The 26,267-nt window shown below is 59.7% G+C and carries 23 protein-coding genes and 2 pseudogenes; 7 read left to right on the top strand and 18 right to left on the bottom strand.

Annotation, left to right across the window (positions count from 1 at the left end; translation table 11 throughout):
• A partial coding sequence (locus O7A70_RS31125) for a TCP-1/cpn60 chaperonin family protein (protein ID WP_337143761.1) occupies positions 1-482 on the top strand: 482 nt, incomplete at its 5' end.
• A 314-nt stretch (positions 483-796) separates the two neighbouring features.
• On the opposite strand, the gene O7A70_RS31120 is transcribed toward O7A70_RS31125, so the two are convergent.
• Together O7A70_RS31120 and O7A70_RS31115 are read right to left on the bottom strand one after the other, a co-directional pair.
• Complete coding sequence (locus tag O7A70_RS31120; RefSeq protein WP_337143760.1) at positions 797-1,393, bottom strand: cold-shock protein; 597 nt, start codon at positions 1,391-1,393, stop codon at positions 797-799.
• Between the two features lie 98 nt (positions 1,394-1,491).
• Positions 1,492-1,710, bottom strand: coding sequence for a hypothetical protein (locus O7A70_RS31115; protein ID WP_337143759.1), 219 nt, complete (start codon positions 1,708-1,710; stop codon positions 1,492-1,494).
• A 67-nt stretch (positions 1,711-1,777) separates the two neighbouring features.
• Between O7A70_RS31115 and O7A70_RS34320 the strand changes: the two are divergent.
• A pseudogene (locus O7A70_RS34320) lies at positions 1,778-2,061 on the top strand (IS21 family transposase); the annotation flags it as partial.
• Between the two features lie 33 nt (positions 2,062-2,094).
• On the opposite strand, the gene O7A70_RS31110 reads toward O7A70_RS34320, so the two are convergent.
• Positions 2,095-5,127, bottom strand: coding sequence for a Ulp1 family isopeptidase (locus tag O7A70_RS31110; protein WP_337143758.1), 3,033 nt, complete (start codon positions 5,125-5,127; stop codon positions 2,095-2,097).
• A 694-nt stretch (positions 5,128-5,821) separates the two neighbouring features.
• Between O7A70_RS31110 and O7A70_RS31105 the strand changes: the two genes are divergently transcribed.
• Entirely contained in the window at positions 5,822-7,297 is a 1,476-nt protein-coding gene (locus tag O7A70_RS31105) for an NAD-dependent succinate-semialdehyde dehydrogenase (RefSeq protein ID WP_337143757.1), read from the top strand.
• Positions 7,298-7,490: 193 nt separating this feature from the next.
• Here the strand turns inward: O7A70_RS31105 and O7A70_RS31100 are convergent, their stop codons facing one another.
• Positions 7,491-8,177 (bottom strand): transposase, encoded by a 687-nt coding sequence (locus tag O7A70_RS31100; RefSeq protein ID WP_337143756.1) that lies wholly within the window; start codon positions 8,175-8,177, stop codon positions 7,491-7,493.
• A gap of 162 nt (positions 8,178-8,339) precedes the next feature.
• Here O7A70_RS31100 and O7A70_RS31095 point away from each other — a divergent pair, with 162 nt between their 5' ends.
• Entirely contained in the window at positions 8,340-8,957 is a 618-nt protein-coding gene (locus tag O7A70_RS31095; protein ID WP_337143755.1) for a DUF309 domain-containing protein, read from the top strand.
• 120 nt (positions 8,958-9,077) lie between these two features.
• Here the strand turns inward: O7A70_RS31095 and O7A70_RS31090 are convergent, their stop codons facing one another.
• Positions 9,078-9,863 (bottom strand): GGDEF domain-containing protein, encoded by a 786-nt coding sequence (locus O7A70_RS31090; RefSeq protein ID WP_337143754.1) that lies wholly within the window; start codon positions 9,861-9,863, stop codon positions 9,078-9,080.
• Between the two features lie 572 nt (positions 9,864-10,435).
• Here O7A70_RS31090 and O7A70_RS31085 point away from each other — a divergent pair.
• Together O7A70_RS31085 and O7A70_RS31080 are read left to right on the top strand one after the other, a co-directional pair.
• The gene (locus O7A70_RS31085) at positions 10,436-10,786 is read left to right on the top strand and encodes an MbcA/ParS/Xre antitoxin family protein (protein WP_337130015.1); all 351 of its coding nucleotides are present in this window, start codon (positions 10,436-10,438) and stop codon (positions 10,784-10,786) included.
• Between the two features lie 4 nt (positions 10,787-10,790).
• Positions 10,791-11,288: an RES family NAD+ phosphorylase gene (locus O7A70_RS31080; protein ID WP_337143762.1), complete on the top strand. Its 498-nt coding sequence runs from the start codon at positions 10,791-10,793 to the stop codon at positions 11,286-11,288.
• A 430-nt stretch (positions 11,289-11,718) separates the two neighbouring features.
• On the opposite strand, the gene O7A70_RS31075 is transcribed toward O7A70_RS31080, so the two are convergent.
• From O7A70_RS31075 to O7A70_RS31040, 10 genes and pseudogenes are all read right to left on the bottom strand, one after another.
• Positions 11,719-12,726, bottom strand: coding sequence for a membrane dipeptidase (locus O7A70_RS31075; protein WP_337143753.1), 1,008 nt, complete (start codon positions 12,724-12,726; stop codon positions 11,719-11,721).
• A gap of 67 nt (positions 12,727-12,793) precedes the next feature.
• Positions 12,794-13,977: pseudogene (locus tag O7A70_RS31070) on the bottom strand (mandelate racemase/muconate lactonizing enzyme family protein).
• An 81-nt stretch (positions 13,978-14,058) separates the two neighbouring features.
• A complete protein-coding gene (locus O7A70_RS31065; RefSeq protein WP_337143752.1) occupies positions 14,059-15,417 on the bottom strand; it encodes an ABC transporter substrate-binding protein in 1,359 nt (452 codons plus the stop codon).
• 483 nt (positions 15,418-15,900) lie between these two features.
• A complete protein-coding gene (locus tag O7A70_RS34315; RefSeq protein ID WP_442921234.1) occupies positions 15,901-16,182 on the bottom strand; it encodes a helix-turn-helix domain-containing protein in 282 nt (93 codons plus the stop codon).
• Between the two features lie 144 nt (positions 16,183-16,326).
• Positions 16,327-16,956 carry an AraC family transcriptional regulator gene (locus tag O7A70_RS31060; protein ID WP_337143751.1) on the bottom strand — a complete coding sequence of 210 codons (630 nt, stop codon included), beginning with the start codon at positions 16,954-16,956 and terminating at the stop codon, positions 16,327-16,329.
• Positions 16,956-18,065 (bottom strand): mandelate racemase/muconate lactonizing enzyme family protein, encoded by a 1,110-nt coding sequence (locus O7A70_RS31055; protein ID WP_337143750.1) that lies wholly within the window; start codon positions 18,063-18,065, stop codon positions 16,956-16,958. Before O7A70_RS31055 ends, O7A70_RS31060 begins: the two co-directional genes overlap by 1 nt.
• Before the next feature lie 2 nt (positions 18,066-18,067).
• Positions 18,068-19,621: a trimethylamine methyltransferase family protein gene (locus O7A70_RS31050; protein ID WP_337143749.1), complete on the bottom strand. Its 1,554-nt coding sequence runs from the start codon at positions 19,619-19,621 to the stop codon at positions 18,068-18,070.
• Between the two features lie 347 nt (positions 19,622-19,968).
• A complete protein-coding gene (locus O7A70_RS34310; RefSeq protein WP_442921233.1) occupies positions 19,969-20,163 on the bottom strand; it encodes an SDR family oxidoreductase in 195 nt (64 codons plus the stop codon).
• A 3-nt stretch (positions 20,164-20,166) separates the two neighbouring features.
• Positions 20,167-20,364, bottom strand: a complete 198-nt coding sequence (locus O7A70_RS31045; protein ID WP_337143748.1) for an SDR family NAD(P)-dependent oxidoreductase — start codon at positions 20,362-20,364, stop codon at positions 20,167-20,169.
• A gap of 322 nt (positions 20,365-20,686) precedes the next feature.
• Positions 20,687-21,001: an SDR family NAD(P)-dependent oxidoreductase gene (locus O7A70_RS31040; RefSeq protein WP_337143747.1), complete on the bottom strand. Its 315-nt coding sequence runs from the start codon at positions 20,999-21,001 to the stop codon at positions 20,687-20,689.
• A gap of 314 nt (positions 21,002-21,315) precedes the next feature.
• On the opposite strand from O7A70_RS31040, the gene O7A70_RS31035 reads away from it, so the two are divergent.
• Positions 21,316-22,227 (top strand): LysR substrate-binding domain-containing protein, encoded by a 912-nt coding sequence (locus O7A70_RS31035; protein ID WP_337143746.1) that lies wholly within the window; start codon positions 21,316-21,318, stop codon positions 22,225-22,227.
• Between the two features lie 3 nt (positions 22,228-22,230).
• On the opposite strand, the gene O7A70_RS31030 is transcribed toward O7A70_RS31035, so the two are convergent.
• From O7A70_RS31030 to O7A70_RS31020, 3 genes are read right to left on the bottom strand one after another with little or no spacing between them, the layout of a single operon-like run.
• Positions 22,231-23,553 (bottom strand): NAD(P)/FAD-dependent oxidoreductase, encoded by a 1,323-nt coding sequence (locus O7A70_RS31030; RefSeq protein WP_337143745.1) that lies wholly within the window; start codon positions 23,551-23,553, stop codon positions 22,231-22,233.
• A gap of 12 nt (positions 23,554-23,565) precedes the next feature.
• Positions 23,566-25,092: an aldehyde dehydrogenase gene (locus O7A70_RS31025; RefSeq protein ID WP_337143744.1), complete on the bottom strand. Its 1,527-nt coding sequence runs from the start codon at positions 25,090-25,092 to the stop codon at positions 23,566-23,568.
• The gene (locus O7A70_RS31020) at positions 25,070-26,014 is read right to left on the bottom strand and encodes a dihydrodipicolinate synthase family protein (RefSeq protein ID WP_337143743.1); all 945 of its coding nucleotides are present in this window, start codon (positions 26,012-26,014) and stop codon (positions 25,070-25,072) included. Before O7A70_RS31020 ends, O7A70_RS31025 begins: the two co-directional genes overlap by 23 nt.
• Between the last annotated feature and the right edge of the window lie 253 nt (positions 26,015-26,267).

The raw sequence follows: 26,267 nt of genomic DNA, 5'->3' as shown, positions 1-26,267 counted from the left end.
TCAACGCGACCCGCGCGGCCGTGGAAGAAGGCATCGTTGCCGGCGGTGGCGTTGCCCTGCTGCGCGCTTCGGCCAACATCAAGGTGACCGGCGTCAACGCCGACCAGGCCGCCGGCATCAACATCGTGCGTCGTGCGCTGCAGGCTCCGGCCCGCCAGATCGCGGCCAACGCCGGTGCGGAAGCTTCGATCGTTGCCGGCAAGATCCTCGACAACGCAAGCGGGACCTTCGGCTACAACGCCCAGACCGGCGAATATGGCGACATGATCGTCATGGGCATCGTCGATCCGGTCAAGGTCGTGCGCGCGGCCCTCCAGGACGCGGCCTCGGTCGCCGGCCTGCTGGTCACCACCGAAGCCATGATCGCCGAAGCTCCGAAGAAGGACTCGGCTGGCGGCGGCATGCCTGGCGGCATGGGCGGCGGCGGCATGGGCGGCATGGGCGGCGGCGGCATGGGCGGTATGGGCGGCATGGGTTTCTGACCGCGCAATTTGACCATCTCGGAAGGGCGGCAGCGATGCCGCCCTTTTGCTTTTGCCTTTTGTCGATAGGGGCTATGGCAGCTCCATCGAGTCGGACCTTGGAAGGCCCTTCGCGCTTGCAAACAATTTTTTGTGCATTGCAATATGTTGCTCGATGGATATGGTTCCACTGTCGGCCATCTACTCCTCCCAGATGCGATGCCGACGCTGAAATGCAGCGCACCTCCTCCCGCGCTGTTTTCGACATCGGCCCGCTGCCATCGCCGCGGCAGCGGGCCTTTTGCGTGAGCGATAGGGTTCGCCCGAAGCTGGCTCTAAGCGATGCGGATGCTGTGGACTTCCAAGCCCTTCTTCCCCGGACGGCATTGGACCATTACCTTTTGCCCCTCCACCAGATTGGTGAGGCCAGAATCGGTCAACACAGTGGCGTGAACGAAGACGTCCTTGCTCCCATCTTCAGCAGCAATGAAGCCGAAGCCCTTTTTGGGATTGTACCACCTCACTGTGCCCGCACTCTCCGTCGTTCCACCCACTGCAGAGACGGATCCTTCAGCACGATGGGCAGGCGGCGACGTTTTGGCGACCTCGTCAATCTCCAGCAACTGGGTGACCTGAGGACCCTTTGACCGCTCTTCGACGGCGACCTTGAGCCGGGTTCCTTGGGAGACACTGCGGCTTCCGGCTAGCTCAAGTACTCTGCTGGGCAGGTAGGCATCCCTACCGTCCAAGAGTTTGACGAAGCCAAATCCTTTGGTCACGTCGAACCACTTCACCTCGGCATCGACAGGATCTACGGACATGGGAGGCGGACGTTGAAAATAGCTGGGCTCGGGAGGCCGTTCCGAAAAAGAAGCCGGTTCGTCGTCATTCCAATGCCTGCGTGGTTTGCGATGATCTCTATATCGACTCATGATCGTCTCGGCGGGATAGCGAAGGCACGGTGGTCCGCTAAGATAATCTCCATCGGGCGACGCGCTAGTGTCAATTGCCCTTGTGGCGCAAAGCTCTCTCAATCCATTGTGTCCAACTGGTTTGTTTTGCCGATTTGAGCAAAGGCGTCTGGTGCATTGGGCGGGCTGGCATTATGTGCAAGGAAAATCCCCAGACGATCATCGATAGACCTCGATGCCTGGGCCGCGAACATCCCTGTAGGGATCGCGTCGACACGCTTCAGCGCAAAAACCGGCACGACGAGTGAACTGCCAATTGTCGAATGGCTGATGAGCACCTCGGTTTGTTCGATCTAATCGACGTTCTGGGCCGCAGTGAATGCTGCAGACTTCGTGGGGACGGGTGCTCGGCCGAAACGAGCGAAGGAGGCAAAAGTCGAGGTTCGCGTGCAAACTGCCCAACGCCAGGCGCTGGCGCGGCTGCGCAATCACCGCTTCTTTTGCTTGGCGAGCTAAACGCCGAGATCAGTGTACTCGTCACACGAACTCAACGCCTCCAGCCGGGCCGAACTCGTGGCCGAGCTGGACAGGCCGAAGCAGGGGCAATTGCCGGACCTGCCCCGTCTTTGTGCACTGGAAACGCGGCCGTGTCGCGCCCGACTATCGAGATCGACGGACACTGGTATTCCACGCGCTCCAGCAAGAGATCTTTGAGCCGGGTGTCATCGGCCCAGTCCTTGAGATCGGTCACGCGTGCGCTCGGCATATCGTCCCGTGTCAAGATCACGCGATCCTCGCAGATCTCGGCTGTTCCCAACACCAGCCAGTTCAAGCTCCCCCCGGTCCGGGGGGAGCTCGTGCATCAGACGGCCCCCGAGTCGATTTTGGAGTGCCTGCCGATCGGCGACGAGGTTGTCGAGATGCCGTGACTGTTGCACTGGCAACCGCTCTTGCGCCAATTGCCCAACCAACGCCCGCGTGCCGTCCACCACGAACACGCCGCAATCATAATCGTTCTGTTGCTGGGACATGCGGGCTGGCTCCAGGCGCGCACCCAGCCGTGCTGCAACTACTGAAGCAGGTACATCATTGTGTCCGCGGACGGAGTCGTAGTGATACGCAACCGGGCTTTCCCGATCGCGGCGGTCAACCAGCAGCAGCGACCAATGAGTGCCGCGGCGATTGGGGTCCGTGGTGCTGGCGTCGCTCACTGGCACAAACACGAAGTCGGCTGTGTCGTTACCGTCTCTGTAAAGGATGCCATCCAATGCGCGTTGCATATCGATACCCCCACGCAGACTATAAAGAGCTATGAGGGGGTCCACGAACCGCGTCCGGGCGGCGAGGTTCGGATAGGTCACCGGCAACTCCTGGGCCAGGAGATCGTAATCTCTCTGAATATGCTCGTCACCCAGCCATTGCTCGGCGCCGAGCACCTGCCCGGTGCGGGCATGCGACGAGGCTCCCGGATCCAAAGCGTCTATATGAGCCACGGATGGCGTAACCGGAAGCTCCGGCCGATAGTAAGCATCGTCCTGCCATTCGGCCTGTTCCAACTGGCCTTCCGGCAGCCACTCATTCGCGTCAAAGTCGGACGGCACTCGCGGCGGCCAGCTTGAGCCGGACGACGCAGTTTCCTGCCGTTCGGCGTGTCCTAACGCGCCTTCCGGCAGCCACTCCCTCGCATCGAAGTCGGACGGCACTCGCGGCCAGCTTGAGCCGGACGACGCAGCTTCCTGGCGTTCGGAGTGTCCTGACTGGCCTTCCGGCAGCCACTCATTCGCGTCAAAGTCGGACGGCACATACGGGGACCAAGTTGAGCTCGACCCGGCAGGCTGCGGAGCCCAATCAACCTGTTCAGAGGAAGCCACACCCAGCGCTCTGTTCGCCTCAACAACTGCTAGGTACTGCCGAAGCCTGTTGAGACTCAGGGTGACCTTTCCTTCGGCGTTGGTGAAATCCTTGTGATCGGCTTTCAACGACAGTTTCTGCTGAGCAGTGCCGTTGAGTCGGCTCACTATGCTCGCCCTACCCTCCCTTTGGAGCCAATCACTAAACCTGCGTTGCGCGCTGGCAATGGTCACACTTACGTTTTTCTGCCGGGATGTCGGCCTGGGTCCGAGCTTGATCAGCTCTTCCTTGGCCAGGCCCTCAATGATGCGGGCGTCGTCGGGATAGGGATTATGCCGGTTGGATTGCCGGCTCGTTTGGATTCCGCCGCCTAGGTGCTGCTGAAGCCGGTCGAGACTCAGGGCGGTTTTTCCATAGGCTGTGTTGAAGGCCTTTTGGTCTGCTTTCAACGACAGTTTCTGCTGAGCAGTGCCGTTGAGTCGACCCGCTATGCTGCCTCTGCCCTCCCTTTGCAGCCAATCACTAAACCTGCGTTGAGCCCAAGCAGTATTCCAGACGACTTTTCTCTGTTTGCCCACCTCGGGTCCGAGCTGGCGCAGTTCTTCCTTTTCCAGGCCGTCGATAATGCTGGCGTCATCGGGATAAGGACTATGCCGGTTGATTTGGGGATCGGCGCCTAGGTACTGCCGAAGCTGATCGAGTTGAGAGCTGGTCTGTCCTGTGGCTGTGATGAAGGCCTTGTGGTCTGCTTGCAACGACAATTGCTCCTGAGCACTGCCGTTGAGTCGGCTCACTATGCTTCCCTTACCCTCCCTTTGGAGCCAATCACTAAACTTGCGTTGCCTGGAAGCGATCACTGAAACGCGCGTTTTCTGTGGGCGAGTCGAGTCCGGTGCGAGCTCGGCTAGGTTTTTCTTTTCCAAGCCATCGATGACGAGGGCGTCCTCGGGATAAGGGCCAAGTGTTTGGCGCCCCATCAGGCGGGGCCCGGCACCGACTGACTGGAGCCCCTCAGCCCCGAGCCTCCGGAAATGGGACAACGCCGACGAGAGACGGTCGCGATCGTCCCCTCCGGCTTTCGTGTAGTCCTCGATGTCGATGGCCAGCGACCTTGGCTCGTTAAAAGCTCGAGTCGTCAACGGACCCCTGTTTTCTTGACGGAGCCAACGAGCAAATCCCCTAAGAACGCCTAGATTGTCCTTGATGGTAGGCTCGGGAACCTTTCCCTCCCCTCGGCCGATGGTGCCGTCGGGAACGACTTCATAGGCTCGGAGTTCTGCCGCGAACTGCTCGATGAGGCGCTCGTCCGCGGGATGCATGTCTGCGCCGGTGGGGGGGCGACTACGCTTGGCCGAGTCCATACGAAGCTCTGAATGGACCACGTCGGACACCGGGCTGCGGGACGACTTTTCGCTACGGCTTCCGAAGACTTTGCCGAGGCCTGATTTTACACGAGAAAACAGTCCACGGCTTTTGCTATCCTTGGTCCGCGTCGCGGTCTGCGCCTCCGATGGCGCTGTGAAACGCGTGCTACCGAATGACCTGTCACGCAGGTCAGACTGCGAGCCCGTCGGAGCCGAGCCAAGGTGAGCGCGAGGAATATCAATGCTGTGCCGCGTACTGCTGAACCCACTGTCGCGCAGATTGGATTGCTGCGGCATGCGCATTGAACCGCCGATGCCAGTGCGCCGCAGACTTCTTTGTGCCTCAGCGGGTCGAGTGCCGGGCGAACTCAACTTAGCGGAGCTCTCCTCAGAAGAGCTGAGTTGAAGCTCGCTCAGCTGCTGTTCAAAGACAGCTTGATCCGCAGCCATGTTGTCCGAGCCTTGCCTCGCACGCTGCAGCTCTTTCTGCTCAGCGTACCAACGGGTCCAATAGTCTGGGTCGTTATAGTTCGCGTCCATAATACTATCCCTAGCTGAGATGAAACTGCATAGCTGCCCCATGTAGGGACGAGCCGCTTCGACTCGGGTTTCCGCAGCAACAGACTCTCGCGGCCAGAACTCGAGATATTTGAAGACTGTTGCAGACACAGCTTTCGAGAATCTGACGGGTCGCGGACGAGGCCAGCCCGGACCTGAATACCTGGGGGTTGGTGGAGGTCCTTCCCGAGCGCGAATTGTGCAACCGGTTGTTGAATCTGACCGCCGAGCGGCGGAATCTGCAAGGGTTAGCTGTTCGCTCGATACCAGCACCATATCTTGGATGGCTGGATCGCGTGCGATCCAGCGTTAGCTGCGGCCCCATAACGAGCGGAGGGAGCCTGTCCGAGTTCGGGCGTTGATCGGGCTGGCGACCGAGCTTTCGTCCGCAGCCAGCATGGCTTCAGAACATCGCAGCCGATGCTCCACAAAGAGCAACGCGACGCGCTCGAAGCCTCGCTGGAAGAAAGCGAGCGCGCTGCCAAGCCCCCTCGTTGGACCGAAATGACAGCGACGCGGTAACCTCACATCGGCTTGGTCAATGCTGCTCCAGGATCAGCAATATTCGCGCGTGTGGGTTCACCCGCCGGCCGTCCGAGGCCCTATGCTGACACCGGACATGCGGGATAAACAAGCTCTTGCCACAGATGTCCGCCGCGTTGAGGAGAATACGGCTTTGCCGCTCTGCCCGCCTTTGATCCGTCACGTAAAATCCCCCGGCCTGTTCGGCACCATCGATCGCTTGCCGTGCCTTGGCACGCCTGTGAGCGGCCGGACATTCGAGATCTTCAACCCATCGACAGGCGAATTGCTGGCAAAACTTCCCGACATGGGCATCGAGGAGACGCGCGCCGCGATCGGCAAAGCCCATATGGCGCAGCCTCGATGGGCGGCGCTAACCGCCAGAGAGCGCAGCGACATCCTGTGGCGCTGGCATCAGCTGATCGTCGATCACGCCGACGACCTCGCAGCGATCCTCACGGCTGAAATGGGCAAGCCGCTCACCGAGGCGAAGTCGGAAGTCTCGCATGCCGCGGCGTATCTGCAGTGGTACGCTGAAGAGGCCAATCGCATCTATGGTGAGACCATCTCGGCACCGTCGACAGACCGCCGCATGCTGGTCATCAAACAGCCGATCGGGGTCGTCGGCACGATCACGCCGTGGAATTTCCCGGCATCCATGGTGGCGCGCAAGATCTCGCCAGCGCTTGCCGCCGGCTGCACGATCGTTCTCAAGCCGGCCGAACAGACACCGCTCGTGGCGGGTGCGATGTTCGCCCTCGCCGATCAGGCTGGCTTTCCCGAAGGCGTCGTCAACCTGATCTATGCTTCGGATGGCGATGCGGTAGGCCGCGAACTCTGTTCCAATCCCAAGGTCCGCAAGATCAGCTTCACCGGCTCGACCGAGGTCGGACGCCTGTTGATGCGCCAGTGCTCGGACCAGATCAAGAAGCTCAGCCTCGAGCTCGGCGGCAATGCGCCGTTCATCGTCTTCGACGATGCCGATATCGATGCTGCCGTCGACGGCGCGATTCAAGCGAAGTTCCGCAATGCCGGCCAGACCTGTGTCTCCGCGAACCGCCTTTATGTGCAGGCGGGCGTTCACGACAGGTTTGTCGAGGAGTTCGTCGGAAAAGCCCGCCAGCTTTCGGTGGGTGACGGCTTCGATCCAGCTGTAGCTATCGGACCGCTGATCGATAGTCATGCGCTGGCCAAGATCGAATCCCATATCGCCGATGCCGTGGCAAAGGGCGGGGCAGTTCAATGCGGCGGCAATCGCATGGGCAAAGAGGGTACGTTTTTCCAACCGACGGTCCTCACTGATATCTCCGGCGAGATGGCCGTGGCCCGAGAGGAGACATTCGGGCCGTTGGCTCCGATCATTCGCTTCGAAGATGCGGATCAGATCGTGCACGAGGCCAACGACACGATTTACGGGCTTGCCGCCTATTTTTACGCTTCCAACCTCAAGCGGGTGTGGCGTGTGGCCGAGGCGCTGGAATATGGCATGGTTGGCATCAACACCGGGCGCATGTCATCGGAGGCCGCACCCTTCGGCGGCATCAAGCAATCCGGCATCGGGCGCGAAGGGTCGCGCCACGGCCTCGAGGATTACCTCGAGATGAAATACCTCTGCATGGGCGGGATATGAGCTCGCGAGGGTAAGTCGTTACTCCAGGCCACCAGGTCGTCACTTCAAAGCCGACATGCTTTGCCAGTGTTTTCGCCAGTGGCGCCTGCCCCGGATCCGGGCTCTCCGGACTGTGGCAAATCCCGATTAGGCCGGCAGCCTGGCGACAACTCTCGGTTATTGGGGTCTCAAGCCTGCGGCTCAAGCGCAGATCCTACAGGAGGTTGAGTTTGTTCTTCAGTTCCGCGTTCTCCTTGCGAAGGCGCTCAGCGAGAAGGATCTTTAGCCGTTTGTTTTCCTCCTCGAGCGCGACAAGGTCTTTCAGGTCGTCGCTGCGCGGCGCAGGTGTCGAGGCCCGTTTCCAATGGTAATAGGTCTGTTCCGATATGCCAGCCTGCTTTGCGGCGAGTTTCAAAGTGGCGCCGGCGTTGAGTGATTTCTCCATCTCGGAGAGCTTCTGAGCTCGCTCTTTTGCGGAGTAAATTTTCCGGCCGCTTCGAACCGTTGCCGTCGAATCCGACGTTGCAGGCTGTGTGACCGCTCCATTGGTACGGGATGGCGATGTTTTCTCCGGCTTCGACTTGCGCGATTGCGCAACTCTACTCTTGGCCTTTGGCTTTTCTGCTTTCGCAGGGGATTCAGAGGGGGATGCTACAGCTTCAGCGCCATTTGGATCGGGCATATGAGTCTCCGCTTGGGATTTGAACAGATGTTCAGGATCGACGGAGATTACGTTGGAGTCAATCGTCTGACAATTGGGCAGCTCTGCCGCCTCCGATTCTCGGATTGTCTCGGCGAGGGCCGCTGAGATATCAAAGTTCCCCCAAATCGGCCGGGACTGTTTTTGAACGCCACGCTTCCGCTTGACTTCCAAGATGAATGGTCGCGTTTGACGCCTCATGCCGCTTCCTTGTGAGCATTATTGTCTAAGAGGTCCAGTTTCGGGCTCCGATTTTCACCGCCAGTTCCTGTTCCGCGCCGGCCTTTATAGCCCAGAAGGAGCCTTGGCAACTCCATCAGAGCCATAGAGCCCGTCTCCAAACAAGAAGTTCATATGCGAGCCATGACCACCCATGTGGTATCATGCTTCATGGCCATTGCTTCGAATTCGCGCCCCCGGCACGTGCCGGAAAAGAGCTTTCCAGCCTATGCGTATTTACCGGGCAGGCAGCCGCATCCTGTGCGCGATCCCGCTGGACATAGCTATCTGGCCGAGCCGATGCCGGTCACCACGGATGCGGCGCTTGGCTCAGATCCATTCTTCTGGGGTCTCGACCTCTTCAATCACGGGTATTACTGGGAAGCACATGAGGCGTGGGAAGGTCTTTGGCAGGTTGCCGACCGAGGCAGCCCTTCTCGCATGTTCTTCAAAGCATTGATCCTGTTGTCAGCGGCCGGCGTAAAGATACGAGAGGGCAAAACTGCCGCAGCGGTGCGTCACTCCCGGCGCGCCGCATTGCTGTTCCGTCGATTGCGCGGCCCGTCGGAACACATCGTTGAAAACGCGCTCGGCCTCCCGCCAGCGATACTCGCCGACTATACCGAGGCAGCGACAGAGGCTCCGGCGTTGCAGGACGCGCCACTTGGTCAGCCTCGACCGGTGTTTGATTTCGTCCTCCGATCAGATCAGCGGGGCAAAGCCACGCGCAACAACAGCATACCGTCCGCTGCAAGCACCTAAGCAGGTTGAGAGCCAGGTCCGAACGCCGCCTGGCGGCCTCGCCGTTATCAAATGCTGGCGGTTGCCTCGACGACCCTTCCGGCGAGCTAACACCTGAAAGGGACAGGCCCTAAGCGTCGGCTATGGTGTCACGGCTCGCAATTTGGCTGCTTCAAAGTCGAAGGAAACGCGGTTCCGGCCGCGCTGTTTCGCTTCAGAAAGGCATCGTCCTGCTGTGCGAAGAATATCCTGCGTATCTGCATCGGGAGGGATTTCCGCAACCCCGATGCTGACGGTCACCTTTACATCGTCCTGTTGCGCTTTGATCCAGGGTATCCCTTCAACAAGACGGCGGATGTTCTCCGCTATGGTCATTGCCTGCTCCTTGCGCACCCCTCGCAGCAGGACCCCGAACTCTTCGCCACCAAGGCGCCCAACCGAATCGCCAGGGCGCGTTAGATAGACAAGCGCCTTAGCGATTCGAACCAAGGCCTCGTCGCCTTTGGAATGTCCGTGCTTGTCATTGAACGAGGAGAAGTGGTCCGGATCGACAAGGAGAAGCGTGTCGTATTCACCCTCATCGCGCTCCCTGTCCATCCTTGCGATGAATCCGCCGCGACTAAGAAGCCCCGTCATCGGGTCGTGGGTGGTGACGAACGCCAGCCTGTCATGGGTTTCTCTGAGGGCCGCATACGACTTTTCCAGCTTGTCACATGTGTCCTGGATGGTTTCCGACTGGGCGAAGATATAGGCCCCGACAGGCATCCCAATCAGGATGGGGATGAGCGTGCACTCCACCCAACTCAGCCAATCGATCGGCATGCGTAAGGCTATTCTTGCCGTAAACGACAGACCAAAGGTCGCGACGACGGCAATGATCGTCACGACTATCGATTTGCCTAGAATACGCTTGGTGCGAGGCGTCATGTTGTTTCTTTGGAGATTGGTACCGTTTTCTTAGATAGAGGCTCTGAAAGAGCCGTTACCAACTCTACTAAGATTAGTCGGAAACCAGAAGGCTGAGGGGCGGCCCCGTCTCCTGAGCCCCGGAGTGCGTGCGCACGCAAGACAGTGCGGCGAATTTTAGCAACGGTTAAAATGCGAGTTTTTCGATACTGCCGCTGTTCGTTGTCGAACACTACTGCATTCTCCATGGGTGGTGATCATTGAATATGCGCCGCGCGCGGGACGGCCGGTAGAGCCGCTCTCGACACGGCGGGCCCGCGTCCGGCGGCCCGCGGAGCGGACGGGCCGGTGCAACCGCGGCCGAGCATCCCTGCCCGGTCGGGCTAGCGGGGTTTCCAGCCCTGCGCGGGACGCCGTGGCCGGGATCGCGCAGGCTGCGGTTGAGCGTCAGCGCCACCGGTTCGGGCGATCGGCGACCCGGCTTTTTTCCCCCTCCTCCTCTCCTTCCCTTCCCATTACTATTCCCATTGATTGCCACGTTGGCTGACATTATATTGCGTCAGGCTAAGCGGCAAAACCAGCAGGAGAAAGCAATGGGTCTCGTCCAGTATTCCGATAATGGCCTCTTCGCGCCGCGCAAGATCGCGCAGGCGTTCCGTACGACCAGCGAGGAAGTCGCGCGCACCGCGGGGCTTGGCAGGGACGCGGTCCAGCGCAAGGACCGCATTCGGTCGGACAAGACCCAGCGTCGGCTGCGCGAGATGGTCGAGGTGATCAACAAGGTCGAGCCGCGCTTCGGTTCGCAGTTGATGGCCTATGCCTGGTATCGTTCGGAGCCGCTTCCGGGCTTCTCCGGCCAGACGGCTATGCAGCTCGTGCGCGGCGGTCGTGCCGATGACGTGCTGGACTATATCGACGCGGTCGACGCCGGCGTGCACGCCTGACCCGGTGCTTTGTCGTGGAAAGCTTTATCGGGCGTTGAGTCCCATTTATGCGCGCGAGCCGCTATCCGGCCGTGGTGCCGAACTCTACGGCGGACGATTCAATCCGAAGGGTGTGCCGGCGCTCTACGCGTCACTGTCGGTGATGACAGCGCTACGCGAAGCGAACCAGGTCGGCAATCTCCAGCCGACGACACTCGTTTCCTACGACGCGGAAATCGATGATGTCTTCGACGGCCGCGACGCGGAGGCTTTGTCGGCGCAGGATATGCATGCGGCTACGCTCGCCGACGGCACATGGCGCGATCAGATGAAGGCGAGCGGAGAAGCGCGGACGCAGGCCTTTGCCCGCCGCCTGATGGATCAGGGTTGCAACGGCCTGCTTGTCCGCAGCTTCGCACCCGGCGCAACCAGGCAGGATCTGAACCTCGTGCTCTGGAAATGGGGTGATGCGGCCCCGCACCGCCTCACGCTGATCGACGACGAGGATCGCCTGTCGAGATAGCAAGCCGTCAGGCCGCGATCCGATCGCTTCCGGGCTTGTCGCCAGATGCCTCGACATCGCTGGCGAGATCCGCGTCTACCTCAGCCAGTTTCTCCCGCTTCATCCTCAACTCCGCCTCGAAGGCTTAGGCTTCACCGACGCGCGGAAGATACGATGCAAGACGCTTGCGAGCATCGTCGAGCCGCAGGCGATAGTTTTCCTGTTCGCTGCGTGATCCGGCCAGGTTTGCAGGCGAGCGTCCGGGTCGCATCTACGAGCGGACCATGCGATTAGCTCCCCTCGGCAGACGCGGCCATTGCGATGGGCGATGCGGCGATGAAGAGGATGAACTGAGAAATAGAGTCCTGATTCTCAGTCGCCGCGCACGTTGCAAAGTTAAGAAATAATGATTTACACGCCGCGTCGGTGCAGGCAGGAATGGTGTCCGAGATTAACTGCCCCAGATCGTCTCGTAGATGCTGAGGAGATTGCCGCTGTAGATGCCCACGATTTCCTGTTCGCTGAACTGCCGGCGCAGAAGGGCTTCCGTCAGTGCTTGCATCGTCCGCGGTGTTTCAATGCCGGCTGGAAAGAAGTGGGGCGGAGGCGGATACGCTTTAGGTGTCCAAATATTGTCGGCAACGTACTTCTGATATTGTTTCAATGCGGCGGCATCATCCGCATACGGGTATTGGTCAGCATAGTAGTCGATGCCCAGCGTGACATGCTGCGGGCCTACGAGGCTTGAGATATGGGCAATGTGATCGATAAACCGATCAATGGACGGCCGCTTATCGTCAGATACGAAGCCAGGAAAGCCAACAACTCCAATTGTGCCGTTTTGCGCGGCAATTGCCTTAATGAGCTCGTCCGAGAGATTGCGGGCAGACGGGTGAACGACTTTTGCATTGGCGTGGGACACGATGACGGGCGCCGACGAGTGTTCGATGGCATCCGTGGTTGTTCGAACCCCCGTATGAGCGCAATCGACAATCATACGAACCCGGTTCATGCGCTCTACGACCTGCAGCCCAAATCGGCTGAGACCAGCATCAGAGCGTTCTTCGCAGCCATCGCCGAGACGGTTCCTGACGTTGTAGGCGAGCTGCATGACGCCGACCCCGAGCACCTTGAAGGTGTCGATGAGATTCAGGTTATCTTCGATGGGTGCGGGCCCCTGGAAGTGCATTATGATGCCCATCTTGCCGAGCGCTTTGGCCTTGCGGACATCGGCCGCCGTGCGGACGAGAAGCAGATCGTCACGTTCACGCAACAGCCGGTGCCACGATGCAATTTTCCGCAGCGTAACCTCTGTCCCGTCCCAGAATCCAACAGTCGGAGCGATCGCAGTCAGACCACCCGCCCGATATTCGGCAACCATGTCCTGGTCATCCAAAAGGGGACATACTGCGTCGATAATGATCGCATTCTGGTGGAGGGATTCTGCGGCCGCACTCATTGTCGCTCCTAGCTTTGTTCCATGACCATGACACCTCGCGGGAGGGATTCCCCGCGAGACCGTCTCATCAGTGAAGTGGCAGACGCCTGTACCGGCCCGGCCGGTTCGGATCGAAGAAATGGTTGACCGGACCATTGTCCTGGAAATGCTTTGACCATCGAGCCATTGCCGCAGGGTCGAGCTCAACCCCGAGACCATGCCCTTCGGGCACGGGCACCGTGTTGCTGGTCTGCCGGAAGGGCCCGTTGATAACGACGTCGCCCACTTGCCAACGAAAGAGCGACTGCGAAGCCTCGGTGATCCAGGGCGTGGCAGCAACAACATGGAGGTACGCAGCCGTCATGATACCCAAGTCGTTAGAATAGCACAAAAGCCCTTGCCCATGGCTTCGCTGGCGGCGATGAATTTCAACGCCTTTGAGAGACCTCCGAGGGCGGCGAAGTTGCAGACAAAATAATCGGGAGCGCCAAGCGCTACGGCGCGCCGCAAATCCGGGACGTGGGTCGAGAACGGGATGCGAGAATGCTGCCGCAACGCAGCCATTTCCTCGAATGTCGCGACCGGATCTTCGTAATTGCGAATATTGTAAGGCTCAATCTCCCGCAGCACCCCGCGTGCGGTGGTCAGAGACCACTGCATGTTCGAGTCCAGCTTGATCTGTGCGCCCTCGCCCAAAGCTTCCCGCAGCATTCGCACTGTGCGGATCTCGAGCTGAGGATCGCCCAATATGAGCTTACCCTCGAAAATGGTCGAACCGTACTCTTCGCGCATTTTAAGGCAATGCTCTGTGACGGCTTCGGGTGTCATTTCCCCACCCGCTCCTTCCTGTTCTGGACGAAAGGCAAAATACTCGGAGAAAGGAATGTTCTTACGGACCGCGCCGCCCAGCAATCGATAGAGCGGCATGCCAAATACCCTGCCCCGAATGTCCCAAAGCGCAAGTTCCACCGCACCAAACGCAATCGAGGCAGCGTTTTCACCTGTGTTGACCGTGATCTGCCAGGGTGGGACGCAGCGTGCTTCGCAGTCAGCAAGGTCGAGCGGGTCAGCCCCGATAAGGGCTGGAGCGATATCGGATTTTATGACCTCGCCAAAGTGCCACCAGGGCGCTTCTCCCAGGCCGACCAGACCGGAATCAGTCTCAACTTCGATGATCGATTTGGAAGCGCCGCCGTAGAGGCCCGCCGTCCACCATAACGGTGCCGACAGCGGCACGTTGACGTGTGTGACTTTGATGTTGGTAATCTTCATAAAAATTCCGAGCAGAGGCTTTGCTCAGGATGACATCCCCGAGCAACGATGACTGGTTGCAACGTTTTGGAAGCGCGTAGGCTAAATCCAAACTGCGGCAGCCACCCTCGTGAAGTTTTGCCCCATGATCTTCTTTATGTCTGAGTCGCTGTACTGACGAAGCAACAGGCCCTCAGCGATGTCAGGGAGCTGCTCCGGGAGGATGAACCGCCATGACGAATAGTCCCATTGGTCGGCTTCTGATTCTGGCCAGACATTGGGAAATTCCTTGACCAGGTTCGGCATCTCGTCAGGATCCAAGACGGCGTCCAACCCCAATCCGACATGGTCGACGCCCACCAGGTTCGCCACGTAGTCGATATGGTTGACGATCGTCTCGGGCGTACAATCCTCATCAGCGGCCATGTACTTGCTGACGCCGTTGATACCCACCACCCCGCCGGTCCGCGCACAGGCCTTGATCTGGTCGTCGCGTAAATTGCGCTCGTGATCCCAGAGTGCCCGCGGGTTAGAGTGCGTGAAAATGACAGGCGTCTTGGAAATCTCCATGATTTCCATCGAAGAGCGGTAGCCGGTGTGGGTAGTGCGCTTTTCGACGTCAAGTTCTGACCTGGCCTGGACGAGAAGCCTGTCAAACGCCGGCCGGTACCAGTTACCGTCGTTCCATGGAGAGTCGCTTGCGAATGGTTGGGTAAAAGCCTGATCTTCTGTGGCTAAGCTGCCGAAATAGGAGGCGCAGAAAGGCTTTTTCATCCAGATGTCGCTCCAATAACCGTCGGTCGGCACACGCTTTGGATTGATAGTAATGCCAGCTTTGGCCGCTGATTGCTGGAAGAGTTCTGCGGCGTTGACCGCTCCGGGGAACACGGATTCGGACACGTAGAGATCGATCGCCCCGCTGTGACCAGACTTCTTGTAGTAGAAGCTGGCCTTATCCGGATCGTACGTGTGCTGAGGCAGTTCGGAATAAAGGGGATAGATCGAATTGATCGGATTGTCGTTGCCGATGGTGCCGTATCCCGCCTGCGTTGTTTTTAAGATCAAATTCCGGTCAACCGCATATTTGAGTGCTAGCCGTAAGTCGGGGTTGTCGAATGGCGCCTTGTTCGTCTGCATTACGAAATAGTTGAACGTCGTTGTACCCGCTACGTCGATCTTGATCGACGGGGAGCTCTTTAGCCGCCCGACAATGTTCGGTGTGAGTTCCGAGGCAAAGTGCGTTGAGCCGGCTAGGAGTGAGGACACCCGGGCCATATCATCATTGATCACCAGAATCTCAAGCTCGTCGAACAGTGGCCGCTCTGGCCTGAAATACTTCGGATTCCGCTTAAAGTTGTAGCGGACTCCTGGTTGCGCCGAGTCCAGGATAAACGGTCCCGTTCCAATTCCCTTGGCGGGATCTTCTCCTTCAGGTTGAGCAATCAGCGCTGCATTGGTCATCAGGTACGGGAAGTTGACGTCCCTGCGCGGCCCTAGGCTGCCCCCACTCTTGCCCTGCTTCGGCGGCTTTGCGGGGCGCGCAATCGCCTTGGCGGCACGGTGTCAGACTGAATGTCAGAAACGCGGTCCAGGAGATGCGACTCCACTTCGGCCTTGTTCTATCAGGTGGCAAGATCCGACATCTGAGGCTCTGTCTGGAGCAGGTCAATTCCCGGTCGAGAGCTTCGTCGTTGCCCGGCGCCGGTGACGATACTGCGAAGTGATGATCGAGCGGCAGCAGCTTGCTAGCCGACCCGTGCGGGTGATCGTGGAAGATCCGAGGACAGACGAGGAAGCCAATCGCATAAAGCGGGATTGGATTGCTCCCTGTGGATAGCCCTGTGGAGGTCTTGCGACCCCAGAGCATTCGACAGGTATATTCGGCTAGACGTCCAGGCGAGCGCCAAGTCCCATCGAGGAGCATACCCCGCTCGCCGAGGAGCCTTAGCCGAGCCCTCGACCGATCCACGCGGGTACGGTCAATCTAAGCTGTTGCGGTGAGACTCCGTGTAGGTTCCTGAAGCATTTCGAGAAATGCGACGAGGAGACGAAGCCGCTCGCCATCGCTACGTCGACCAGAGGCAGCCGGGTGCCTTCGATCAGCCGCTTTGCGTGATCGACTCTCAGACTCAGATAGTGCTTGGCGGGCGTGGTACCCACATATGTCCCAAAGAGCCGCTCTAGCTGGCGTCTTGAAACACCAATGCGCTTCGATATGTCTGACATTGCTATCGGAGACTCGATATTCTCTTCCATCACCCTGATGGCTGCGACGAGACTTTCGCTCACGCCAGCGAAGGCGATGCCCGAAGGGCCTGTCTGACGGTTCGAACCAGAACGCTGCCCGTCCACCGTCGCATGCCTGCAGACTTACTGTGCGATGAAGGCGCCCGCCTGCGTTGCGATAAGGTCGACCGCGAGGTCAAACGCTGCCAACTCGCCGGCGCAGGTCGAAAATTGCCCATCTTTTACAAAGAGAGAGTCGCGTATGCGCGGCTGGTTGAACACTTCGGAAAAGGCAGCAAGCCGCGACCAGTGGATCGTGCAGCGCGTACCTGTCAAAAGGCCGGTCTGCGCCAGCAGCCATGTCGCGGTTCCGAAGGCAGATATAGCAACTCCACGACGGGCCATCAGCCGCAAAAATCCATTAAGTTGTGGCGTCAGTTGCCGCTCTACCGGTTCGCCTGCAACAACTGCGAGTTGGCCAGGTCTATGATCGTCCAAGTGGGAAGCCAGATCGTCAATGGTGACATCGACAGGAGCTGCGAGCCCGTTGGCGCCTTCGACCAGGCCCGCTCCCAAGCCAGCGATACGCCATCTAAAAAGCGGCAATCTCGATACGGTGTTGGCGAGACGGAACGGTTCCATGTAGGCGTGAAGCGCCAGGTGGGAGAACCCCGGCAGGACAAGAACGACCACATCAAACGGCCGGTCGGCCATCGCCGAAATCTCCGGCGTGGCCAGCGACTTCATGGCGGCAAGATTAGCTGGCGCGTTCATCAGGGTCCGAATATCGCGACCGGCTTGCCGAACATGCCGGGTTCTGGTTTGACGCCCAAGCCCGGCCGCTCCGGCACGGCGATGTGGCCCTTGTCGATAATGATCGGATTCTTCGCGTCGAAATGGCCTTTGATGTACTCCTGCGCGATCCAGGCCCCCTCCATGCGACGCGGCTCCACGGTCGCCGCGAGATGAACGCAGGCCGCCGCGATGATATCGCCGCCCCAGGCATCGTCGCAGCTGTGCGGAAGCGAGCGTATGGCGCACAGGTCGCGCACTGCTGTCATCTTGGTGAGGCCACCGAGGCGCGTCACTTTGAAGCCGAAACCGTCGGCGATGCCCATGGAGATTGCCCTCAGCACCGCGTTCTGGTCTTCGGTGCTCTCGTCCAGATAGACGGGATGTGTCACGCGACCTTTCAGCGTCGCGATCTCATCCATGGTGTTGCAGGGCTGTTCGAAAACGAACGGGATCGCCTGGCAGAGCCGGTCGAGATGGATCCCGGCAGCGACCGTCAGGCCCCGGTTGCCGTCGACCGCGATGCGCGCCTTGTAGCCAACCGCTTCCCAGACCTTGTGAACGACGGCGACGTCTTCTTCCAGGTTGCGCCCGCCGATCTTGACCTGCAGGCGCGGATAACCGGACTTCACCTTGTCGGCGGCAATCCTCGCCGTCTCGTCCGGCGACCCGACGATCAGCGAATAGTAGGCCGGCACGCGGTCGGTCAAAGCACCGCCCAGCAAAGTCGAGACCGGCACGCCGAGCTTCTGTCCGAGGAGGTCGAGAATGGCCATGTCGAGCGCAGCCTTGGCATAGCCATGTCCGTTCAGGCGCTCGTCCATCCGCTTTGCCAGCAGCCTGATCGAAGCTATCTCGGAACCAATGAGGCCCGGCGCTATCTCGGCAATTGCCGCACGGGCCCCGAGCGCGTGGTGCGGCTGGTAGACCGGGCCGATCGGGCAGGTTTCGCCCCAACCCATCAAACCGTTGTTCGCAACTATTTCGACAAGGGTACTATCGAGCGTCTCCACGTCGTCGCTCGCCATGCGATAGGCTCCGCCTTTGACGGGCAACTGCGCCGTGTAGACGTTGATCCGATCGATGCGCATACTCAGTATTCCTCGTTCAGCGCGTCGACGGCGGGGATCTCACGAGATCGCCGGTCGATATAAGCGCGCAGCTCCTCGTCTTTAGCAATGTCGAGCGTCGGCTCTTCATAGTCGGCCAGCAGCCGACGGGCATGTTCAAGAGCCCGCTGCTTGATGTCCTTGGAACCATCGGCTTTCCACTGCTCGATCGAGTTGTTGTCGAAGAGCTTCGGGATGAAGAAGGCCCGCTCGAAGTTCGCCTGCGTGTGCGGATGGCCAAGGTAGTGGCCGCCCGGGCCAACATCCCGCACGGCAGCCAGGGCCTCGTCGAAGTCGTCCCACTGAATGCCCTTTGTCATGCGATAGCCCATGTCGCATACCTCCGCGTCGACGACGAACTTCGCGATCGAACAGTGCATGCCGGCTTCGTTCCAGCCTGCCGAATGCCAGATATAATTGGCGCCCGACATCAGCACCGCCATCATGGTCATGGCGCTCTCATAGCCAGCCTGCGCGTCGAATACCTTGGCTCCGCCGAGCAAGTTCGACGTGCGCCACGGTACATTGTACCGGCGGGCCATCTGGCCGATCATGAAATTCATCAACGAGATCTCGGGCGTTCCTGCCATCGGGGCGCCCGACTGCATCGACACCGTCGAAAGGTAGTGCCCATAGATCGCCGGGCAGCCCTTGCGGATGACCTGGGTATAGGCGAGCGCCGAAAGCGCCTCGGCGTTCAACTGTGCGACAGCCGCCGCGGTGGAAGCCGGCGTGTTGGCCCCGCCGAGAACGAAAGGCGAGCACAGCACCGGCTGGTTGCGCCGGCAGAAGGCGCGCATAGCGCCCAGCATCACCTGGTCCCAGACGAGCGGTGAATTGCCGTTGCAATTGCCGGTCGTGACCGCGTGGGTCTCGAGGAAGTCCTTGCCAAAGAGAACCTCACACATGTCGAGTACGTCCTCGGCATTCTTGGGCGAGGTGGTCATGCCCATGAAGATCTTGTCGGAGTGCTTCATCGATGAATAGGTGATGTGCAGGTGCCGGTGCGCAACGACGAGATCCATCGGCTCGACGATATGATGGGCGGACGAATGCAGTGCCGGCATCATGTGCGCGAGCTTATGGAAGGTTCCGAGGTCGGCGATGGTCGGCCCACGCCTGACATCATCGAGGTCACGCATATAGGGCGCGCCGGTCATCGGCACGAAAATGGAATTCGGTCCGCCGAGCTTGACATTCTTCGCCGGGTCGCGCGCAAAATATTCGATTTTGGGAGGAATGGTCTTGATAAGTTCCATGACGAGCCCGCGGTCGAGGTATACGCGGTCATCGGCACGCACGTCGGCGCCTGCCCTCTTCCAGTCCTCGATCGCGATCGGATCGCGAAACACCACGCCCACGTCCTCGAGGATCGCAAGAGAAGCCTCGTGGATGCGCTCGACCTGCTCGGCATCCATTGGCTCTACCACCGGCAAGCCGCGCTTAAGCGTCGGCAGCATGTCGATCTTTGGCGCCGTGCGGATCGTCCGCCGCGCTTCCCGTCCTCCTCTACGGGAGGCTTGTAGTTGAGCAGTCATGCCGGTCTCCAGGAATTCCACAGATTGAACTCGAACGCGTCCCGACATTGCCATCGCTGTGGGATTCGACCTACTGCAAAAGTCTCACGCGGCTGTTGACTAAAGCTCCGCGGAAAATAAATCTTGTCAACGGAGAGGGCAAAGATTGGGGATTTTAGAGTGCGCTTGACTCTAAAGAGACTTCTGAAAGAAAACTTAGGCGAGAGCTTATTGCTGGCGTGCTTCAGCTTGTCGGTGCCGATGTCGGTCGGCCCAATCATCGGAGCGATGACTTTGCGAGCACTAGGTTTTCTTCGCCCCCCGCCGGACGCATTGGACGCAATGGATCCTGCTTTATCGGATCAGATTTATAAGGGCTTCGCCTGTTTATGCGATAGGCAGGGATAGCTTGTGATGCGGCCCCCGTAGGTGACGTAAACCCGACCGGTCACGCAGGCACTTTCTTCCGAGGCAAGCCAGACCGCCGGATTACCGACATCCCCCGGGTCGCCCAGACGTCCGAATGGGTGCATCACGAGCAGGGCCTTGAGGTTAGTGTCCATCATCTAGTCCCAGTCCGCCTCGGTTATGTCGTCGACCGTCTTCTCGAACAAGATGCCGGCGTTGTTGACGATGATGTCCGGGCCGCCGAAGCGCTCGACGACAGTCTGGACGGCCGATGCAATATGCGCGGAGTTCGAAGATCGGGCGTCTCGTAGATGACGCTCTCGTTGAGCACGTCTCAGGTGGCGGTTCCCCTTCACAACCGCCTTCCTCCGCGAACGCTGCGTGATACCGGCGCCGATTCCGGGCCTGGCGGCAATGCGCCCGAGCGGGGCCGTCTTGCTCCGCTATTGCCGTTGACCGCATTGGGCACACGGCATACACGTATCCCGCTACCGACATGCTCGCGGCAAAAAACATTCGTGAACGCCGCCACGGCCGCCTTGCTGGCGCAATGGGCCGTGTGTCCGGAGCCGGGAGAGTGCCCAGCAAAATGCGATATTCACAATCGCGCGGCCGCCTTGCCCTTCACGCAGAAAATCGACGTGAGATTGTTGTCGAACGTCCGCTCCCAAATTCTCGTCAGTCTTCTCGGCGATGTTGCCCCCTAGAAATGATCCAGGCCTTGTTGAGAAGCACGTCCAGCCGCCCGATGGCCTGGACGGCATAATCGACCAGATCCTCGCAATAGGCCTTGTCCCTGAAATCCTGGCCTTGCTCGAGAGAGTCCGCCTGTTTCTTTTGAGCTCGGCCTTGAGCCAGTCCAAGCCAGCCTTGGTCGGCGGCGCCCGCAATCACACGATAGCAGTTGACGACGAAATGTCTGGAAATCGCATGCCCGACACCTCCGGCCGCTCCTGTTATCACTGCGGTTTTCTCTTCGACGCCGCGAGCCACTCTTGACGGAAGTGGCTTATATTCTGTGAACTGTGCCCTAAGCCAGCAAAAGTGTCACTTCTCCTGTGTTGGTTTGCCGGCACTTACATCTCACGGGCTTATCATGGTGGGAAACGTCGGATAATGATGGAATAGCGTCGTAAACTGCGTAGGGTGGCCTGCATCTTCACCGTATCTGTCATGGGTAAAATTGCCTTGGAGTTAGCGGCGTTATCAGCAGCAATGCAGCTTTTGCATTGCCGCGAGGTGCGCGGCTGACCGCCTCTTGCCTAAGGTAGCGCGGCGCGCGATCATCGCAATGTTTGGAGTTCGAGATGGTTCGCCGCTATTACGACCTACCCTCCTTGACTGCGCTGGCAGTGTTCGAGGCTTCCGCCAGGCACCTGTCGTTCAAGCTGGCGGCTTCCGAGCTCAACGTGACGCCAGGCGCGGTTAGTCGGCAGATCAAGGCCGTCGAGGAGGAAATCGGCGTTCCATTATTTGTCCGATTGGGAAGCGGCGTCATCCTCACCAGTGCTGGGGAAGATTTATACGCTGTGCTGGCTAGCGGCTTTTCCAAAGCCTCTGAAGTTGTCAGAACCGTGAAACGCGGTGACCGCTCCAAAAACGTGACAGTAGCCTGCTCAGATGCCTTCGCAACGATGTGGTTGATCCCGCGCATGCCAGGTTTCTGGACCCGCTATCCTGACATTGCCGTCGACCATCTCATATCTGACAATTCGCGAGACTACCGGCGCGCTGAAGTGGAGCTTCGTATCCGCTATGGGTTTGGTGCGTGGCCCGACGAAACCACTGAACCGCTTTTTGGCGATGTTATCTATCCTGTCTGCGGCCCTGACTTTGCCCATATGCACCGGGATGCCACAGCAGAGTCGCTGTCCGAACTTCCGCTCCTGCACGTCAACTGGGTCGACCCTGATTGGGCTGACTGGGATGAGGTGTTGCGCCGTGCGGGAATTCCCCATGGCGCTCCCCGTGGCCGCAGGTTCGGCAAGTTTTTCGTGACCTTGCAGGCCGCCCAGGCAAATCAAGGTGTTGCAGTCGGGTGGCACCGCTTGGTAGGGCCGCTGATAAGCGAAGGTAAGCTGGTCAGGATTACAGATCTGGAGTTGCCTGCTCCCGGGGGGTATTCCCTTACCTGGAACGATAATCGGACCTTGTCTCCCGCCGCCGAGATATTCCGGACGTGGTTGAGAGAGGTCTCAGCCCAAGAGCGAGCAACCTGATTTTCACAGCTCCCGGCCGGCGCGCCTCTGCATCGCCCATAGCTTCAGCGGCGCTCCAATTGACATCAGCGGTTCTGGATAAAGCCGAGCCGGAGTTTGCTCCTGCAGGGCCTCCGCGACCATGGGTTCGTCGCTGCCGACGGCAAGGTCGGCGGTCAGCATCCCGTAGAGCGTGCCCTGCACCGTTCCCAAACCGTTGCAGCATCCGGCAACGAACACTCTTTCGTCGACTTCTCCGAACGCCGGCGCCGAGTTTAGGGAAAGGCACAGATGGCCTCCCCACCGAAACTCCATCGGCATTTCACCCAGCATCGGAAAGCGTGCCCGAAACGAGCGGTCGTGCGCAGCGCCGATCCGTTTGATCTGCTTCTCGCTCGTCGACATGTCCGAGTTGTAGGTAAAAGTGTTGCGGACGACGATGCGGTCGCCGATGCGCCGGATGGTCGACCCCATCGGATCAGCCGGGATCAGGCCCCAATGCAGCTCACCGCCGAGGGTGGCCTGCTCGCTCTTGGCGAGCGGCCTGGTCATGCTGGCATAAGTGAAGACATGCAGCAGTCGTTTCTTGAAGAATCCGAAGCTTTCGAGATGACCGTTGACCGTGAGTATCAATCGCGGCGCAGAAATCTCGCCCTCGGCTGTCTTGACAATGTGCAGTTTGCCAATTTGCACAGATGTGACTGGAGAGTTTTCGAATATCCGGATGCGGCTCGACAAGCCCTCGGCGAGCCCGCAGATGAAACCGGCCGGTTGAGCCATCACCGTCCCTGGCGTGAAAGTGCCGCCGATGAAGAAGTCGGTTCCAGTGATTTTCTTCAACTGCTGCGCGTCCAACTGCTCAAATGGCTCGGCCAGCCCGGTTAGGTGGTTTTCGAACTCGCGCAGAATAGCAAGGCCGTGATCGGTGGCAGCTCCATGAAACTTGCCCGCCCGAATGAAGAACCGCTGCAATCCATACTCATCCGCCGCCGAGCTTGAGAATTCAATCGCGGCGCGGTTCATGCGAATGCGCTTGCGGTCGTGCCCGTGGCTACCGCCATAGTTCTCGCCGCCTAGCTCGTGGGGCAGGTCGATCATGAAGCCAGAGTTGCGCCCCGCAGCACCCCAGCCGATCCGTTGAGCGTCGATCACGACGATGCGATCTTCCGGTACCAATTGTGAGAGGCGCCGCGCGGCCGCGAGGCCCGCGTAGCCGCCCCCGACTATGACCCAGTCGGCCTCGTGGCGGCCGCGCAGCACCTCATGCGCCTTGGGAGGCGGTAGAATTCCGTACCAGCCCGACAGGTTGATATCGGCAGGCGTTCTAGTGGCCTGATGGAGGCTCATGTGGCTGTCGGCTTAGTCAATGACGCGCGAGACCTTCGGATCGGAAATGTCCGCCCAGATGGTCTTAAGTTCTGTGTACTGGTCATGGGCGTGAAGCGACTTGTCGCGTCCGCCAAACCCAGAAAGCTTGAAGCCACCGAATGGCGTCGTGATGTCGCCCTCGCCGTAGCAATTGATGGTCACCGTGCCGGCGCGGATATCGCGCGCCATGCGATGCGCCTTGCCAAGATTGGCGGTGAAGATTGAGGCTGCGAGACCATATTGTGTGTCGTTGGCGACGCGTACCGCTTCGTCGGCGTTGGCCACCTTGATGACTGACAGCACGGGGCCAAAGATCTCTTCGCGTGCGATCGTCATTTGTGGCGTCACATCGTCGAATATGGTCGGCTCGATGAAATAGCCCTTGCCTTGCTTGTGTGCATTGCCGCCCGCCACGAGCTTGGCGCCTTCCACACGGCCCTTCTTGATGTAGCCCATGATACGGTCGAACTGTTCCTTCGACACGATCGCGCCGAGCCGGTTGCCCGGATCCAGCGGCTCGCCCAGGGGCCATTCCGTTAGCTTGTGAAGCACGGCCCCGATAAGACGGTCCTTGATCTTCTCGTGCACGATAAGGCGGGAATTAGACGAGCAGTTCTCGCCCATGTTCCAGAAGACAGCTTGGGTCACATGCTGAGCGACAACGTCGAGGTTCTCGGCATCGTCGAGCACGATGCACGGGTTCTTGCCGCCGCATTCGAGCACGATGCGCTTGAGGTTGGACCTGGCGGAATATTCCAGAAATTTGCGGCCGACATCGGTCGATCCGGTGAAGGCGACCATGTCGACATCCGGATGCATGCCCAGCGCCTTGCCGGTGATCTCGCCAGGACCAGTGACGATCTGCAGGACGCCCGGGGGCAACCCTGCCTCATGCGCCAGCTCGGCAATCCGCAACGTCGACATGTTGGTCTGCTCGGCCGGCTTGACGATGACGGAGTTGCCGGTCGCGAGCGCCGGCCCGATCTTCCAGGCCAGCATCAGGATCGGGAAGTTCCACGGCAGAACGCAGGCCACCACGCCGAGCGGCTGGCGCACGATCAGCGACACGACGTCGTCGCCCGAAGGTGACGTCTGGCCGTAAAGCTTGTCGGTGGCCTCCGCGTGCCACTCCAGACAATGCAGGGCCTCAGGAATGTCTATGGTTGAGACATCGTAGATGGGCTTGCCGCTTTCGAGCGTCTCCAGCACCGCAAGCTCATGGACGTTGCACTCGATCAGCTTGACAAGGCGCCGCAGCACGCGCTTGCGCTGGCTCGGGTGCGCGCGCGACCAGGCGCCCGATTCAAACGCCAGCCGGGCCTTCTCGACGGCGAGATCGACGTCGGCCTGACCGCAGGATGCAATCCTGGCGATCACCTGGCCGGTCGCCGGATTGATCGTCTCGAATGTATCGCCGGATTGTGCCGCCCGTGCCTTGCCGTCGATCACCGCATTGGTTGGCAGCGGCAGGCTAGCCGCCAGATTCTGGTACTCATCACGCGTTAATAGCGATGACATTCTCGGAAGTCCCCTTTTGCGATTTTGCAGTGATTGACGAAATGACCGCTTTGAGCGTGCGGATCGTCGTCTCGAGTTCCCGCTTCTGCTCGTCGTCGAGCCCTCGCATCGGCTTGCGCACAGGCCCAGCTGGCAGGCCGGCGAGTTCGCAGCCGAACTTGATGCTCTGCACGAACTTGCCGCCCTGTTCCAGAACCCGCATCAGCGGCAGCAGCGCCGACATGATCTGCCGGCCCTTAGTGAAATCCTTCTCGATCACGCATGCTTCATAGAGTGCGATGTGCTCGGCCGGCAGGCAGTTGCCGGCGCCGCACACCCATCCCTTGGCGCCCCAGGCGAAGAATTCCAGCGCCTGGTCATCCATGCCGCAGAACAGATCGATATGCGGATAGTCGCGCGCCAGCGCGTGCAGCTGGTTCATGCTGCCGCTGGACTCTTTGATGGCGCAGAAGTTGGTGCTGCGGCCGACCCGGTCCAGGAACTCGAGGTCCATCATCGTGCCGGTGCGGCCCGGATAGTTGTAGAGCATCACCGGCAGGTTGGCGGCCTTGTCGATGGCCAGCGCATGGTTTGCCAGTTCGAGCTGCGTCGGAACAGCGTAATACGGCGCTCCGATCAGGATGCCGTCATACTTCAGATCTTTGGCGATCAGCGCATATTCGATGCAGTCTTCGGTGCGGATGGCGCCGACGCCGGCGATCAGCGGCATCTTCCCCTTCACCACGGTTTTGGCGAGCTTCAGCAAGCCGACACGTTCATCGCGCGACTGGGCGTAGTATTCGCCGGTCGTGCCGCCGACGATGATGCCGTGCACGGCCGCTGCGACCAGGTGCTCGACCATCACACAGAAGCCGTCGCGGTCGATCGATCCGTCTGCATGATAGGGTGTGGTGACGGGCGGAATAATGCCTTTGAACGACATCGGCCTGGCTCCAGTTCGGGTTCAGGCTCGTCGTTATATGGAAGGTTTGTGCAGCCGGCAGTCGAAATAAAGTCAAGCGGCAGGATACTTTTTTGCGCGGCCCTCGTTACCGTATATACGCATAGGGTAACCGGGTTTCTCTGCCCATCTGCCTATGGGCCAGGTGGATTTTGGAAGAGCCATGGAGTTCGTCCGAGCAAGGAGGTGATCCAGGTGACCCCAAAGTCGATCGTGGCTCGCCGGCGACTAAGAT

This window comes from Mesorhizobium sp. Cs1299R1N1 (assembly GCF_037179655.1).
GTDB lineage: Bacteria > Pseudomonadota > Alphaproteobacteria > Rhizobiales > Rhizobiaceae > Mesorhizobium > Mesorhizobium salmacidum.
The sequence above is the reverse complement of the archived record's forward strand: the minus strand, read 5'-3'. Positions and strand labels throughout refer to the sequence as shown.